Raw genomic sequence first — 14161 nt, forward strand, 5'->3', positions numbered from 1 at the left:
TTCCGTTGACCGGGCATTAAGGCGGCCGAACTAGATTGCGCGGCATTCGCGTGCGTAATCAGAGCTTGAGATGTCCCAGGCGGGCCCGATCGTCTTTGTCTCCAATGCCCAACGGCCGGCCTTCATTTCGGCGCTCGACGAGGCCCGGCTTTTTCCCGTCATCGACAGCGATTGGGCGAGCGCTGCACGCGCAGTCGAAGAGGTCCAGCCCGCCGCTGTCGTCGCGGCGCTTGCCGGCGGACATGAGCCGCACCTTGCCACGGTCGCAAAGGCGATCGCGGCCCAGACGCTCTATCTGCCACTGATCATCGTCGATCCCCAGGCCTCCCTGCCGCATAACGCACTGCCGTTCACGCTGCGCGGCAACAATTCCGACCGCCTCATTGCGCGGCTGCGCGCCGCGATGCGCGTCCGGACGCTGCACGCGACCGTGTTGCGCCGCCTGCCCGAGGCAAAGGTCTCGCTGCCCGACTCCGACCCTGCGCGCGATGCCACCGTCCTGCTGATCGGCCGCGGCTCCGCCTATCCGGCGCTGTCGGTCGCGCTCGGCGAGCGCATGGGCGTGATCGGAGCTCTCAGCATCGAAGCCGCAGCAAAGCATCTCAACACCCGCGACATCGACGGGGTCGTGCTCGCCGAAGGCTTTACTGCGCGTGTCGCGGATGCCTTCCTCACGGTGCTTGCGGAAGACACCCGCTTCCGCAACATGCCCGTGATCGTCACTGCGCATCAGCTCACCCAGACTTACGACCTGCCGAACCTCGAGCTCATCCCCGGCGAGCCCGCACAGATCGCAGCCAACGCATTGCCGCTGATCCGTCAGCACGCGATGGAGGCACAGTTCAGCCGTACGCTGCGCTCGATCGACGCCGGCGGCTGGCTCGATCCGCGCAGCGGCCTGCTAACGCCGGAAACCTTTGCCCGCGATTTCTCCAAAGCGGTCGAGCAGACGCTGGCCCGCGGCGGCGGTCTGTCGGTGGCGCGCTTTGCTTTCGATGCCCGCAATCCACGCGCGCAGTTGGATGCCGCTCGGATCCTGAGCCGGTTGATGCGGCAGATGGATTTTGGCGTCGCGCAGAAGGATGGCTCTGTTATCGTGGTGTTTGCGGAGACCGATTTCCGTACCGCCCACATGATCGCCCGCCGCCTCTCCGCCGTGATGCGCCATACCTCCAACGGCAAGCGCGAGCCGCGCAGCGAGCCCGTGGTCAGCGTGGATTCGCTATCACCGTCGGATAACGCGAGATCCCTGCTCGCACGGCTCTGCGCGGACCCGTCCCGCGCGGCGTCGTAACCATTCTCTCGATGCCGTAGGGTGGGCAAAGCGACTTGTCCGCCGTAGCTCGAAGAGCGAAGGCGGAAGCGTGCCCACCTCTTCTGTCGCACTCATCGTGAGATCGCGGGCACGGCGCTACGCGCCTTTCCCACCCTACAACATCACATCAACAGCTACGCCGCCTTCTTGCTCGCGGCGAGCTGCGCGAGCTGACGCATGATTTCCGTGGTGCCGACGAGACGCTCCTCCGGAGTCTCCCAGTCCTGGAAGAATACCACCTTCATATCGGGTCGCACCTTCGCAGCCTCGCCGTGGCTGCGGATGAACGACACCAGGCGGTCGGGATAGGCAAAGGAGTTGTCGCGGAAGACGATGACCGCGCCCTTCGGGCCGGCATCGACCTTCTCGACATTGGCGCGCCGGCAATAGGCCTTGATCGCCGCGATCTTGAAGAGATAGCGCACCTCGTCGGGCAACACGCCAAAACGGTCGCGCATCTCGGCGGCAAAGTTCTCGATCTCCTCCTCGGTGTCGAGATCGGCAAGCCGCCGGTAGAGCGACAGCCGCACCGAGAGGTCGCCGACGTAGTCTTCCGGAATGAGCACGGGCATGCCGATCGTGATCGACGGCGACCAGCGGTCGGCCGCGGGCTCGGAGACGCCGGCCTTGAGGTTGACGATCGCCTCCTCCAGCATCGATTGATAGAGCTCGAAGCCGACCTCCTTGATGTGGCCCGACTGCTCCTCGCCGAGCAGATTGCCGGCGCCGCGGATGTCGAGATCATGCGAGGCGAGCTGGAAGCCTGCGCCGAGCGTCTCCAGCGATTGCAGCACGGTAAGCCGGCGCTCGGCCTGCGCGGTGATCTTCTGCTGTGCCGGCAGCGTGAACAGCGCATAGGCGCGCAGCTTCGACCGGCCGACGCGGCCGCGAAGCTGATAGAGCTGGGCAAGACCGAACATGTCGGCGCGATGCACGATCAGCGTGTTGGCGTTGGGAATGTCGAGGCCGGACTCGACGATCGTGGTCGAGAGCAGGATGTCGAACCTGCCGTCGTAGAACGCCGTCATGATGTCCTCGATCACGGCGGGCGGCATCTGCCCGTGCGCGACCGCGACCTTCATCTCCGGCACGTTCTTGTCCAGGAAGTCCTTGACCTCGGCGAGATCGTCGATGCGGGGCACCACATAAAACGCCTGACCGCCGCGATAGCGCTCGCGCAGCAGCGCCTCGCGGATCATCAGGGGATCATGCGGGGCGACGAAGGTGCGGACCGCGAGGCGGTCGACCGGCGGCGAGGCGATGATCGAGAGCTCGCGCACGCCGGTGAGCGCGAGCTGGAGCGTGCGCGGGATCGGCGTCGCCGACAGCGTCAGCACGTGCACCTCGGAGCGGAGTGCTTTCAGGCGCTCCTTGTGGCTGACGCCAAAGTGCTGCTCCTCGTCGACGATCAGGAGGCCAAGGTCGCGGAACTTGATCGCCTTGCCGAGCAGCGCGTGGGTGCCGACCACGATGTCGACCGAGCCGTCGGTAATGCCCTTTTTGACCTGGTTGAGCTGCTTGGTCGGGATCAGGCGCGAGGCCTGCGACACCTCCACGGGGAAGCCGCGGAAGCGTTCGGTGAAGGTCTTGTGGTGCTGGCGGGCGAGCAGCGTGGTCGGCACCACCACGGCAACCTGCTTGCCTTCGAGCGCGACGGCAAAGGCGGCGCGTAGCGCCACCTCGGTCTTGCCGAAGCCGACGTCGCCGCAGATCAGGCGGTCCATCGGACGGCCTTTTTCGAGATCCTTCAGCGTGGACTCGATGGCCCCGAGCTGGTCCTCGGTCTCGTCATAGGGGAAGCGCGCGCAGAATTCGTCGTAGAGGCCGGGCTGCACCGGCAGCTTTGGCGCCTCGTGGAGCTGGCGTTCCGCAGCGATCTTGATCAATTCCCCTGCGATCTCGCGGATGCGGTTCTTCAGCTTGGCCTTGCGGGTCTGCCAGCCGCTTCCGCCGAGGCGGTCGAGCTCGACCGTCGTCTGGTCGGAGCCGTAGCGCGAAAGCAGCTCGATGTTCTCGACCGGCAGGAACAGCTTTGTCTCGGCGGCATAATGCAGCTCAAGACAGTCATGCGGCGCGCCACCGACCTCCAGCGTCTGCAAGCCAACGAAGCGGCCGATGCCGTGATCGACGTGGACGACGATGTCGCCGGCCGCAAGGCTCGTCACCTCCGAGATGAAATTGTCGAGCTTGCGGCTCGCCTTGCGCGGCCGCACCAGGCGGTCGCCGAGGATGTCCTGCTCGCTGATGAGCGCGATCTCGTCGGTCTCGAAGCCGCTCTCCAGGCCCAGCACCGCAAGCATGGTCTCGTTGCGCGGCGTCGCCTGAACGGTGCGCCAGCTATTGACGCTGGTCGTATGCGTCAGCTTGTGGTCCCGCAGCATCGAGGTCATGCGGTCGCGCGAGCCTTCGGTCCAGAGCGCGACGACGACTTTCTTGCGTTGGGCTTGCAAGGCCATCACATGCGCGACCACCGCTTCGAAGACGTTGACGGTGGCATCGTTGCGCTCGGGCGCAAAGTCGCGGCCCTTGCGCGCGCCGGCATCGACGACGCTGGTGCCATCGGCGGGCACCGCGAACTGCGTCAGCCGCACCATCGGGACGGCGCCTTCCCGCTTCGCCCACTCCTCTTCGGTCAGATACAGCCGATCCGGCGGCAGCGGCTTGTAGACGGCACCACCGGTTGGATGCTCCAGCGCATCGCGGCGCGCCTCGTAGTAATCGAGGATCTGCTTGAAGCGTTCGCGAATCGCGTCCTCGGCTTGCGGCTCGATCGCGACCGCCGCGCCTTGCAGATAGTCGAACAGCGTGTCCATCCGCTCCTGGAACAGCGGCAGCCAGTGCTCCATGCCGGGATGGCGACGGCCCTCGCTGACGGCCTCATAGAGCGCATCGTCCCGCTCCGGGGCGCCGAACTCGGCGACATAGCCCATGCGGAAGCGGCGGATGGTCTCGGTGACGAGCTGGAATTCCGAGATCGGCACCAGGTCGAGCGAACGCATGTCCAAGAGCGTGCGCTGCGTCTCCGCGTCGAACGTGCGGATCGATTCCAGGCTGTCGCCGAAGAAATCGAAGCGGACGGGCTGGTCGAGCCCGGCCGGGAACAGATCGAGGATGCCGCCGCGCACGGCATATTCGCCTGGCTCGCGCACGGTCGAAGAGCGGTTGTAGCCGTTGTGCTCGAGCCAGGCGACGATGGTGTCCATCGGCACGACGTTTCCGGGCGCGAGCGAGAGCGCCTGGGCCGCGACCAGGTCGCGCGCGGGCACGCGCTGCACGACGGCGTTGACGGTGGTCAACACGATCAGCGGCTTGTCGCTGCCGGTGAGCGAGGCAAGGCGCGCGAGCGTGGTCAGACGCTGGGCCAGGATGCCACCATGCGGCGAAACGCGGTCATAGGGCTGGCAGTCCCAGGCCGGGAACTGGAGCACCGGCAGATCCGGCGCGAAGAATTGCAGCGCGCGCTCGAGCTGCTGCATGCGCGGACCATCGCGGCAGATCACCGTGAGGCTGACGGCGGGCTTCTTCGGCCGCGCGGCGATCGCGCGGGCAAGATCGGAGACAACGAGCCCCTCGGCGCCTTCGGCGACATTGGCAAGCGTCAGCACGCGGCCGGGCGCCAGCAACTCGGCTGGCGATTTCAACGCCTGTTTCATGCGTTGCCATCCGCGATTGGAAACGCCTTGATGCGGGCAAACAACGAGCCGGCTACATCGGCGGACAGCACCTTGTCGCCGGTGATGGCGGCATAGAGGTCGGGATCGTTGACCTCGAGCAGGCGCTCGAGCTCGGACAGCTCGCCCTCGGACAGATTGCCGATCTCGGCGTCCGCAAAGCGGCCGAGGATCAGGTCCATCTCGCGCGTGCCGCGGTGCCAGCAGCGGAACAGAAGCCGCTTGCGCCGGTCATCCAGGCCGCCGCTCGATCGTGTCGTTCCCGTCATTTTCGTAAGATCCAGTCCAACGCCGAAAGCCCGGACGTGCCGGGCGGGGGTGATATAGCGACTGAGGCGTCCGATGTCAGCCCTTTCTTGTCGCGGCGCGCGGTTTCAAACCATCATGGACCGGGCGCTCGCCGACGAAAAAAGCCGTGGATGCCCGGCATAAAGCCGGGCATGACGGGCACGAACGATCCTAGATTCGCCTCATGCGCCCCAGCCTGCTCAATCCGCTGTTTGCTCCCGTGACCAGCCTGCCCGGCGTCGGGCCGAAGCAGGACAAGCTGTTGCGCTACCTGCTCAGCCGCGATGAGACGCCGCGGCTGGTCGATCTCCTGCTGCACCTGCCGAGCAACGTGATCGACCGCCGGGCGCGGCCGAAGATCAGCGATGCCGTTCCCGGCACCGTGGTAACGCTGGAGGTGACGATCGATCGCCACCGCCCGCCGCCCCCGCGCAATGCGCGCGCGCCCTATCTCGTCTACGCCAGCGACGACACCGGTGACGTCGTGCTGACGTTCTTTCGAGCAAAGCCCGGCTATGTCGAAAAGCTGCTCCCGGTCGGCGAGAAGCGCTACGTCTCCGGCACGCTCCAGATGTACGACGGCATTCCGCAGATCGTGCATCCCGACCGCGTGCTGGACGAGGAGGCCATCGCAAAGCTCTCCGGCATCGATCCCGTTTATCCGCTCACCGAAGGTCTGGCGCTTGGCTCACTGCGGCGCGCGATCGCGCAGGCGCTGCAAAAGCTGCCGGCCTTGCCGGAATGGATCAGCCCCGAGGTCATCCGCCGCTGCCACTTCCCGCCCATCGCGGAAGCGCTCACGCGTGTGCACCAGCCGGTCGAGCTGACGGACGTGCTGCCGGACCAGCCGTTCTGGTCGCGCCTTGCCTTCGACGAGCTGCTCGCCGGCCAGCTCGCGCTGGCGCTGATCCGTGCGCAGCTGCGCAGGCCGGCCGGCGTGCGCAACGCCGGCGACGGCCATTTGCGCAACAACATCATCGACGCCCTTCCCTACGCGCTGACGCCGTCGCAGCGCAACGCGGCGGCCGCGATCGCCGATGATTTGAAGCAGCCCGTGCGCATGCTGCGCCTGCTTCAGGGCGACGTCGGCTCCGGCAAGACAGTGGTGGCGCTGCTGGCTGCCGCCGCCGTCGCGGAAGTCGGCAAGCAGGCCGCGCTGATGGCGCCGACCGAAATTCTGGCGCGCCAGCACATCAAGACCATCGCCCCGCTTGCCGAGCGCGCCGGCCTGCGGGTTGCGATCCTCACCGGGCGGGAGAAAGGCAAGGAGCGGCGCGACATCCTTGCGCGGCTTGCCGATGGCGAGATCGATCTTCTGGTCGGAACCCACGCGCTGATCCAGGACGACGTGATCTTCAGGGGTCTCGCTCTTGCGGTGGTCGACGAGCAGCATCGCTTCGGCGTGCGCGAGCGGTTGGCACTGACCTCGAAAGGCGAAGCGGTCGATGTCCTGGTGCTGAGTGCCACGCCCATCCCTCGCACGTTGGTCCTGACCTATTTCGGCGACATGGACGTCAGCGAGCTGCGGGAAAAGCCGGCGGGCCGGCAGCCGATCGACACCCGTGCGGTGCCGATGAGCCGGCTTTCCGAGGTCATGGACGGCGTCGCCCGCGCGCTGCAATCCGGCAAGCTGGTCTACTGGATCTGTCCGCTGGTCGAGGAATCCGAGGCCGAGGGCACCGAGCATCTGACCAATGCGACGAAGCGCTTCGAGAGCCTGCAAAAGCGTTTTGGCGATCGCGTCGGCCTGGTTCACGGCCAGATGAAGGGCACGGAGAAGGACCGCGTGATGGCGCAGTTCGCCGCTCACGAGATCGGACTTCTGGTCGCCACCACGGTCGTCGAGGTCGGCGTCGATGTGCCGGCCGCCACCATCATGGTGATCGAGAACGCGGAGCGCTTTGGCCTGGCGCAACTGCACCAGTTGCGCGGCCGCATCGGACGCGGCTCGGAAGCCTCCACCTGCCTCCTGCTCTATAGCGAGCCGCTCGGCGAGATGTCGAAAGCGCGGCTCAAGGTGATCCGCGAGACCACTGACGGCTTTCGGATCGCCGAGGAGGATTTGAAGCTGCGCGGCGAAGGCGACGTGCTGGGTGTGCGCCAGAGCGGCCTCCCCGGCTACCGGATCGCGCGCTCCGAGGTCCACAGCCAGCTCATCACGCAAGCGCGCGACGAGGCGCTGCGCATCATGAAGGACGATCCGAAGCTGCAAGGTGACCGCGGTGAAGCGCTGCGTTGTCTGCTTTATCTCTACGAGCGCGACGAAGCGATCCCGCTGATCGGTGCGGGCTGACGCTACGGGGCCCGTCATTGCCAGGCTTGACGCGGCAATCCATCACCGAAGCGACTTCTCTTTGCGAGATGCATCTTTGATAGACGCGCAGGTCAAGCTCGCGCATGGCGAGTTGAAAATCTCAGCGCAGGCAGCGTTTCGCGACATTCGGCCTCACTTTCAATTCGTGAACTACTGGCGGCCGGTAAGGACAAACTTCAAGACGGTGATCGTTCACCCGGAGGTATCATGGGGCGGCGTTGCAGAAGATCATTCGAGTGCGGCCTCGCACGAAGCGCTGTCAGCGCGATGATCGCGATGGTGATGTTGCCGGCGTCGGCGCGCGATCTCGACGGACGCTACAAGGACTCCGCGCTTCATGAGTGGTTTGAGAGTTTGGCGAGCGGAAGGGGTCTGTGCTGTTCGTACGCCGACGGCCTCGCCGTCGAAGACGTTGACTGGGAAACAAAGGACGGCCACTACCGCGTACGGCTGCCGGAAAACGCCGGCTCGAAGGTTATGATCTGGGTCGATGTGCCGAACGATGCCATCATCACCGCACCGAACAAGATCGGTCGCACCGTGGTCTGGCCGGTCTACAACGATTTCTATCCGGATGTATCGATCCGGTGCTTTATGCCAGGGACCATGACTTGATTGACTGGCTGATCTGGTCGTTGATGTCTGCCTGGCAATACCGCGGGCGCTGCGAAGCAAGGACAACGCAACGGGCGCCGCCAAATGAAAGGGTGCGGTTTAGCTGCTTCGTTGCGAACTGGTTCACATTCAAGGATGGACCGCTTGTGCTATCGTTGGGCATCGCAGGAGCCATCCCTGTATCACTGCGGGAGGTTAGATCATGCAACTCATCTCCGCCGAATGGCAGCCCACTTCGACAGCTCCATCAGACCGAGATCTCGAAATCTGCGCGCTGGACTTTGACGGCATCGTCCATGCGCTTCCTTTTCCCTGTCACAAGGATGGGTCCAATTGGGTTGACGGTCGGGGCAAAGCGCACGCCGACATTCAGCCGACCCACTGGCGCGGTTGGACTGACTGACGCCGGCCCATGAGCCAGCGCAAGTCCTCGCGCGGCATACCGGGTGCAATCGGACCAGTGGGCTCGCACTAGACGGCCTTGACGGTCCTCGCCGCGAACGCTTTCAGCAGCGCGGCATCTGCCCCCTCGCCCTTGGCATCCTCGGCGAGATGCTCGAACCAGCGCGCAAAACCCTCGTAGATCTGGCTGGCTGGATGGTCCGGCCCGAGGAACCCAGCGATCTCCCGCATCTCAGCGACCCAGCGATAAGCCTTCGGGATCATGTCCGGCAGTGCGGTGGACAGCCGCGCCAAGATCGCGGGCTGGCTGAGCGCGAGCTCGTCGCGGAGCGCATCGGCTGCGCCGGCCTTGGTGGCCGCGAGCACCATGGCCGAGCCGATGCCGGCGAGACCCTTGACGATGCCAGCATAGGACATCTTCAGCGCGGAGGCTGCGCCGACCGGGCCTTCGACGATCCGCAGGTCGAGCCCGAGCTGTTTTAACACCGCGAGGTCCCTTGCGTGCTCGCCGGACACGTAGAACGCCGGCCCCTTGCTGCCGGGCTGCGGCGGGAAGCCGATGATGCCGGCATCGACGAACGGTGCCTGCGCCGAGCCGATGATCTCCTCGATTCCCAGCACGGTATCGACGTTGACGGCGTTGCAGTCGACGACCAGCGGCTTCTTCTCCCGCCTCACGATCACTGCGGCCAGCCGCTCGGCGAGCGCCAAGGCCTCGCCCGGCGGCACGATCGACAGGATGATGTCGCAGCCCGCGATATCGGCATCCTCCGCGGCGATCATGCCCGCCTCCGCGGCGCGCTTTGCGGTTTGCTCGCTACGCCCCTTCAGCGAGGTCAGCACGCGCGCGCCGTTCTCGCTCAGGCAGCGGGCAACCGCGCTGCCCATGGCGCCGGGTGCGAGGATCGCGATGGTTGGGGACATGGCTCACTCCAGTTCGAATGCGAAGGCGATCTGCGCTTCGTCACCTCGAATGATAGCAGAGTGAGGGAACCGCAAAGCGAATGCCGGCCATCCCGCGGGGGAATGACTGACGCTCACTCCACCTTGACGGGCTCGGGGCGCACGGCGGCGGCATTGGCAATGCGGGCGGCGTTCGCCACGCCCGCAAGGGCTGCGACCTTCTTCGGATCGGGGCTCGATCCCGGCTGCACCACGCCCGCCGACATGATCAGCGTCGCGGCGTCTTCCGCGCTCAGCTCAACCTCGATGATCTTGCTCTTGGGCACATAGAAGAAGAAGCCGGTGGTCGGGTTGGGCGAGCACGGCAGGAACACCGAGACATGCTCCTCCTGTCCCGGCAGGCTGCGGGCGATGTCCTCGCTCGGCGATTGCGAGATCAGCACGATCGACCACATGCCCGGCGAGGGAAACTCGACGAGACCCACTTTCCGGAAGCTCGACCCCTTGCCCGAGAACAGCGTCTCGAACACCTGTTTCAGGCCGCGGTAGATGGCGCGCACGGCCGGGATGCGGCCGAGGAAAGTCTCGCCGACATCGACCAGGGTCCGGCCGATCAAATTGGCCGCGAGGAAGCCGACCAGCGTCAGCGTGAAAAATGCGACAATCAGTCCCCAGCCGGGAACGCCGTACGGCAGATAGGTTTCCGGCCGATAGGCCAGCGGCACGAACGGTCGCACCACGCCATCGACCCAGGTGACGAACCACCAGACCAGATAGAGGGTGATCGCGATCGGTCCCGTAACGACGAGCCCGGTGAGGAAATAGTTGCGGAATCGGCCCATCAGGCCGGTATGCGGCTCCGGCGGCAGGTCTTCGGCAGGCACAGGCGGGGACGCGTCGTCGCGGGCGGTCATTCGGGTTCCAAGTCGGTCGCAGCACTCTAGCTAGGGTCTTCTAGCAGATTTTTGAAGGTGCAAGGCGACCGCGCCTGCTCTCCTTCTGCGCTCACCCTGCCTATTCGACGGTCACCGATTTCGCGAGGTTGCGCGGCTGATCGACGTCGGTGCCCATCACCACCGCCGTGTGGTAGGCCAAGAGCTGCACGGGAACGGCATAGACCATCGGCGTGAAGGCAGCCGCCATGTCGGGCATGACGATGGTGACGAGCGAATCGACCGTCGCCTCCGCAGCGCCCTTGGCATCCGTCATCAGGATGATGTTGCCGCCGCGGGCGGCGACTTCCTGCATGTTGGAGACGGTCTTCTCGAACACGCGATCGTAGGGCGCAATCACCACGACCGGCATGGTCTCGTCGATCAGCGCGATCGGTCCGTGCTTGAGCTCGCCGGCGGCGTAGCCCTCGGCATGGATGTAGGAGATCTCCTTCAGCTTCAGGGCGCCTTCGAGCGCGAGCGGGAAGCTGGTGCCCCGGCCGAGATAGAGCACGTCGCGCGACTTGGCGATCCTGTGTGCAAGCTTCTCGATCTGCACTTCGGTCGTGAGCGCGTCCGCCATCAGGCGCGGGATCTCGACCAGGCCGTGCACGAGCTTGGTCTCGTCATCCTCGGACAATTCGCCGCGCGCCTTGCCGGCCGCGACCGCGAGCGAGGCAAGCACCATGAGCTGGCAGGTGAAGGCTTTTGTGGACGCGACGCCGATCTCGGGACCGGCGAGCGTCTGGAGCACCGTCTCGCTCTCGCGCGCGATCGTCGAGGTCGGCACGTTGACGACGGCGAGCGTGTGCACGCCTTCGGCCTTGGCGTAGCGGAGCGCCGCGAGCGTATCGGCGGTCTCGCCCGACTGCGAAATGAAGATCGCCAGATCGCCCTTGCGCAAGGGAGACTCGCGGTAGCGGAACTCGGAGGCGACGTCGACCTCGACCGGCAGGCGCGCGATGCGCTCGAACCAGTATTTTGCGACATAGCCGGCGTAGCTCGCCGTGCCGCAGGCCGTGATCGTGACGCGCTGGATGTCGCGGAAGTCGAACGGCAGCTTCACCGGCAGCGACACGCGCTCGGATGCCATGTCGACATAGCGGGCCAGCGTGTGGCCGACGACCTCGGGCTGCTCGTGGATTTCCTTCGCCATGAAGTGGCGGTAGTTGGCTTTGTCGACCAGCGAGCTTGAGGCCGCATGCTTGATCTTGTCGCGCTGGACGGCGCGGCCGTCCTTGTCGAAGATGGCAACGCTGTTGCGGGTCAGCACGACCCAGTCGCCGTCCTCGAGATAGCTGATCGTGTCAGTGAACGGACCGAGCGCGATCGCGTCCGAGCCGAGGAACATCTCGCCGTCGCCGTAGCCGATCGCGAGCGGCGGACCGTTGCGGGCGCCGATCATCAGGTCGCCCTCGCCCGCGAAGATGAAGCCGAGCGCGAACGCGCCGCGCAGCCGGCTCAAGGCGAGCTTTACCGCCTCGACCGGCTTGTTACCCCGCGTGAGCAGATCGTCGACCAGATGCAGAACGATCTCGGTGTCGGTCTCGGTGCGGAACACCGTCCCCTTCGCTTCGAGCTCCTCGCGCAACTCGCGGAAATTCTCGATGATGCCGTTATGGACCACCGCGAGGCGCTCAGTGGCGTGCGGATGGGCATTGTGCTCGGTCGGCTTGCCGTGGGTAGCCCAACGGGTGTGGCCGATGCCGCTTGTCCCCTTCAGCGGCTTGTCACGCAGCCGCGCCTCGAGGTTCTTCAGCTTGCCTTCGGCGCGGCGGCGCTCCAGGTGATCGCCTTCGAGCGTGGCAACACCCGCGGAGTCGTAGCCGCGATATTCGAGCCGCTTGAGCGAATCCACCAATTGCTCTGCAACCGGTTCGCGCCCGAGAATGCCGACAATCCCGCACATGCGGATCAATATCCCCCAAATCGTCGAAAAATGGCCAAAACGACGCGATCGGTTTTTATCGAAACTCGGAAGGAACCAGAAACTCAATAATTATTGCGGATTGCGACAGCACCAAATGGCGGTAGCCCTAATGTGCGGCGAATTGGCTGGCCTTTAACCCTGCACATTAACTTGCTGTCAACAAGTTTGGCCAACGATTCCCGCGCAGGAGATACGGTCATGAGAGGCTCATCCGACCGCAAGGGTCTGTCGTCCAATTACTTGCGCGCGAGCGAGACCGCCGGCACGCATCTGGCGCACTGGCCGCCGCCGCAACGCGGCAAGGAAAGCAAGCCCGTCTTCGTCAAGCACCAGGCTGGCGAACCCGTGAAGCGCGCCAAGCCGCGCGGCTGGCGCCTGACCCGCGCAATCTTCTCGGAATTCGCCGAGGACGAATAGCGAAGCTCAGCTTTCAGGTTTCTTCGCGCCGGTCTTCATCTCGCGATAGCGCGCGGCGCCGCCTTCGCGAATGGTCTGCTGATTGCGTTCCAGCGCCATCGCATCGTCAGGCACGTCCTTGGTAATGACAGAGCCCGAGCCGATATAGGCGCCGTTGCCGATTTTGACGGGGGCGACCAGCGAGGAGTTGGTGCCGACGAAGGCGCCCTTCCCGATCAGCGTCTTGTGCTTCTTGAAGCCGTCGTAGTTGCAGGTGATGGTGCCGGCGCCGATGTTGGAATTGGCGCCGACGGTCGCGTCCCCGATGTAGGAGAGATGGTTGACCTTGACGCCGGCTTCCAGCGTTGCGGCCTTCGTCTCCACGAAATTGCCGATGCGGGCGCCGTCGCCGAGCGAGGTGCCGGGCCGCAGGCGCGCATAGGGACCGATGGAGACGTTCTTGCCGAGCGACGTCTCGACGATGTGCGAGAAGGAGTGGATCACCGCGCCATCGGCGATCGACACGCCGGGACCGATCACCACGAAGGGCTCGATCGTCACGTCCTTGCCGAACGTCGTGTCGGCGGCGAGATAGACGGTTTCCGGCGCAATCAGCGTGACGCCGGCGTCCATCGCCGCTCGTCGCAGTCGCGCCTGCATTACGCTCTCCGCTTCCGCAAGCTGCGCCTTGGTGTTGATGCCGCGCACCTCGTCCTCGCCGGTCTCGATCACCACGGCCTCCCATCCCTTGTCGCTGATAATGCCGACCGCATCCGTCAGATAATATTCGCCCTTGGAGTTGGCACTGCCGATCTTGTCGAGGATCGCCAGCGCGCGGCGCCCGTCGAGCGCCATCACGCCGGCATTGCACAGAGTGATCTTGCGCTCTTCAGCGCTCGCATCCGCCTGCTCGCGGATCGCAACCAGGCGGTCGCCTTCGACGATGAACCGGCCGTAGCCCGTCGGATCGGCGGCACGAAAGCCGAGCGCGGCAAGCGCCGCGCCGCTCGCGAGCGGCGCGCGCAGCCGCTCGAACGTTTCGGCCGAGATCAGCGGCGTGTCGCCGAATGCGATCAACAGATCGTCTGCACCGCGCGCGATCGCCTCGCGCGCCGCCAGCACCGCATGCGCGGTGCCGAGCCGCTCGGCCTGCACGAAGGTGAGCGCGTCCGGCCGGATGCGCCGCGCTTCGTCCGCAACGGCGGCATGGTCGGGCCCGATCACCACCGCAAGCGACGTGTCGGTTCCCTTCGGCGCTGCCGCGAGCACATGGGCGAGCAGCGACTGCCCCGCCACCGGATGCAGCACTTTTGGCAGGCTCGATCGCATGCGCGTGCCTTCGCCGGCGGCGAGTACGATCGTGAGGCTGGAGCGGGCGGTCATCGAGATCCCCAG

General features: G+C 65.5%; 10 protein-coding genes. 4 read left to right on the top strand and 6 right to left on the bottom strand.

What is annotated here, in order from left to right; genetic code table 11:
- Positions 1-70: 70 nt before the first annotated feature.
- Entirely contained in the window at positions 71-1294 is a 1224-nt protein-coding gene (locus NLN62_RS41415) for a GGDEF domain-containing protein (RefSeq protein WP_254112465.1), read from the top strand.
- A gap of 155 nt (positions 1295-1449) precedes the next feature.
- Here the strand turns inward: NLN62_RS41415 and mfd are convergent, their stop codons facing one another.
- A complete protein-coding gene (gene mfd, locus NLN62_RS41420; protein WP_254112466.1) occupies positions 1450-4968 on the bottom strand; it encodes a transcription-repair coupling factor in 3519 nt (1172 codons plus the stop codon).
- The gene (locus tag NLN62_RS41425) at positions 4965-5255 is read right to left on the bottom strand and encodes a succinate dehydrogenase assembly factor 2 (protein ID WP_027523417.1); all 291 of its coding nucleotides are present in this window, start codon (positions 5253-5255) and stop codon (positions 4965-4967) included. The genes mfd and NLN62_RS41425 overlap by 4 nt, the downstream gene beginning before the upstream one ends.
- 203 nt (positions 5256-5458) lie before the next feature.
- Between NLN62_RS41425 and recG the strand changes: the two genes are divergently transcribed.
- Both recG and NLN62_RS41435 read left to right on the top strand, forming a co-directional pair.
- The gene (gene recG, locus NLN62_RS41430; RefSeq protein ID WP_254112467.1) at positions 5459-7567 is read left to right on the top strand and encodes an ATP-dependent DNA helicase RecG; all 2109 of its coding nucleotides are present in this window, start codon (positions 5459-5461) and stop codon (positions 7565-7567) included.
- Between the two features lie 288 nt (positions 7568-7855).
- Positions 7856-8203 (top strand): hypothetical protein, encoded by a 348-nt coding sequence (locus NLN62_RS41435; protein ID WP_027523420.1) that lies wholly within the window; start codon positions 7856-7858, stop codon positions 8201-8203.
- A gap of 471 nt (positions 8204-8674) precedes the next feature.
- On the opposite strand, the gene NLN62_RS41440 is transcribed toward NLN62_RS41435, so the two are convergent.
- The 3 genes from NLN62_RS41440 to glmS all read right to left on the bottom strand — a co-directional run bounded on the left by NLN62_RS41440 (position 8675) and on the right by glmS (position 12349).
- Positions 8675-9529 carry an NAD(P)-dependent oxidoreductase gene (locus NLN62_RS41440; RefSeq protein ID WP_027523421.1) on the bottom strand — a complete coding sequence of 285 codons (855 nt, stop codon included), beginning with the start codon at positions 9527-9529 and terminating at the stop codon, positions 8675-8677.
- A gap of 113 nt (positions 9530-9642) precedes the next feature.
- Positions 9643-10422: a DUF502 domain-containing protein gene (locus tag NLN62_RS41445; protein WP_027523422.1), complete on the bottom strand. Its 780-nt coding sequence runs from the start codon at positions 10420-10422 to the stop codon at positions 9643-9645.
- A 100-nt stretch (positions 10423-10522) separates the two neighbouring features.
- Positions 10523-12349, bottom strand: a complete 1827-nt coding sequence (glmS, locus tag NLN62_RS41450) for a glutamine--fructose-6-phosphate transaminase (isomerizing) (protein WP_254112468.1) — start codon at positions 12347-12349, stop codon at positions 10523-10525.
- A gap of 219 nt (positions 12350-12568) precedes the next feature.
- Here glmS and NLN62_RS41455 point away from each other — a divergent pair, with 219 nt between their 5' ends.
- The gene (locus tag NLN62_RS41455; RefSeq protein ID WP_027527968.1) at positions 12569-12787 is read left to right on the top strand and encodes a hypothetical protein; all 219 of its coding nucleotides are present in this window, start codon (positions 12569-12571) and stop codon (positions 12785-12787) included.
- Between the two features lie 6 nt (positions 12788-12793).
- On the opposite strand, the gene glmU is transcribed toward NLN62_RS41455, so the two are convergent.
- Positions 12794-14149 (bottom strand): bifunctional UDP-N-acetylglucosamine diphosphorylase/glucosamine-1-phosphate N-acetyltransferase GlmU, encoded by a 1356-nt coding sequence (gene glmU, locus NLN62_RS41460; RefSeq protein WP_027527967.1) that lies wholly within the window; start codon positions 14147-14149, stop codon positions 12794-12796.
- Positions 14150-14161: the final 12 nt, after the last annotated feature.

The organism is Bradyrhizobium sp. CCGUVB23, assembly GCF_024199885.1.
Taxonomy (GTDB): Bacteria; Pseudomonadota; Alphaproteobacteria; order Rhizobiales; family Xanthobacteraceae; genus Bradyrhizobium.

Excerpts from the sequence above, each read along its gene's own strand:
- NLN62_RS41415 (WP_254112465.1), top strand. The coding sequence starts at position 71 with ATGTCCCAGGCGGGCCCGATCGTCTTTGTCTCCAATGCCCAACGGCCG.
- mfd (WP_254112466.1), bottom strand. The coding sequence starts at position 4,968 with ATGAAACAGGCGTTGAAATCGCCAGCCGAGTTGCTGGCGCCCGGCCGC.
- NLN62_RS41425 (WP_027523417.1), bottom strand. The coding sequence starts at position 5,255 with ATGACGGGAACGACACGATCGAGCGGCGGCCTGGATGACCGGCGCAAG.
- recG (WP_254112467.1), top strand. The coding sequence starts at position 5,459 with ATGCGCCCCAGCCTGCTCAATCCGCTGTTTGCTCCCGTGACCAGCCTG.
- NLN62_RS41435 (WP_027523420.1), top strand. The coding sequence starts at position 7,856 with ATGATCGCGATGGTGATGTTGCCGGCGTCGGCGCGCGATCTCGACGGA.
- NLN62_RS41440 (WP_027523421.1), bottom strand. The coding sequence starts at position 9,529 with ATGTCCCCAACCATCGCGATCCTCGCACCCGGCGCCATGGGCAGCGCG.
- NLN62_RS41445 (WP_027523422.1), bottom strand. The coding sequence starts at position 10,422 with ATGACCGCCCGCGACGACGCGTCCCCGCCTGTGCCTGCCGAAGACCTG.
- glmS (WP_254112468.1), bottom strand. The coding sequence starts at position 12,349 with ATGTGCGGGATTGTCGGCATTCTCGGGCGCGAACCGGTTGCAGAGCAA.
- NLN62_RS41455 (WP_027527968.1), top strand. The coding sequence starts at position 12,569 with ATGAGAGGCTCATCCGACCGCAAGGGTCTGTCGTCCAATTACTTGCGC.
- glmU (WP_027527967.1), bottom strand. The coding sequence starts at position 14,149 with ATGACCGCCCGCTCCAGCCTCACGATCGTACTCGCCGCCGGCGAAGGC.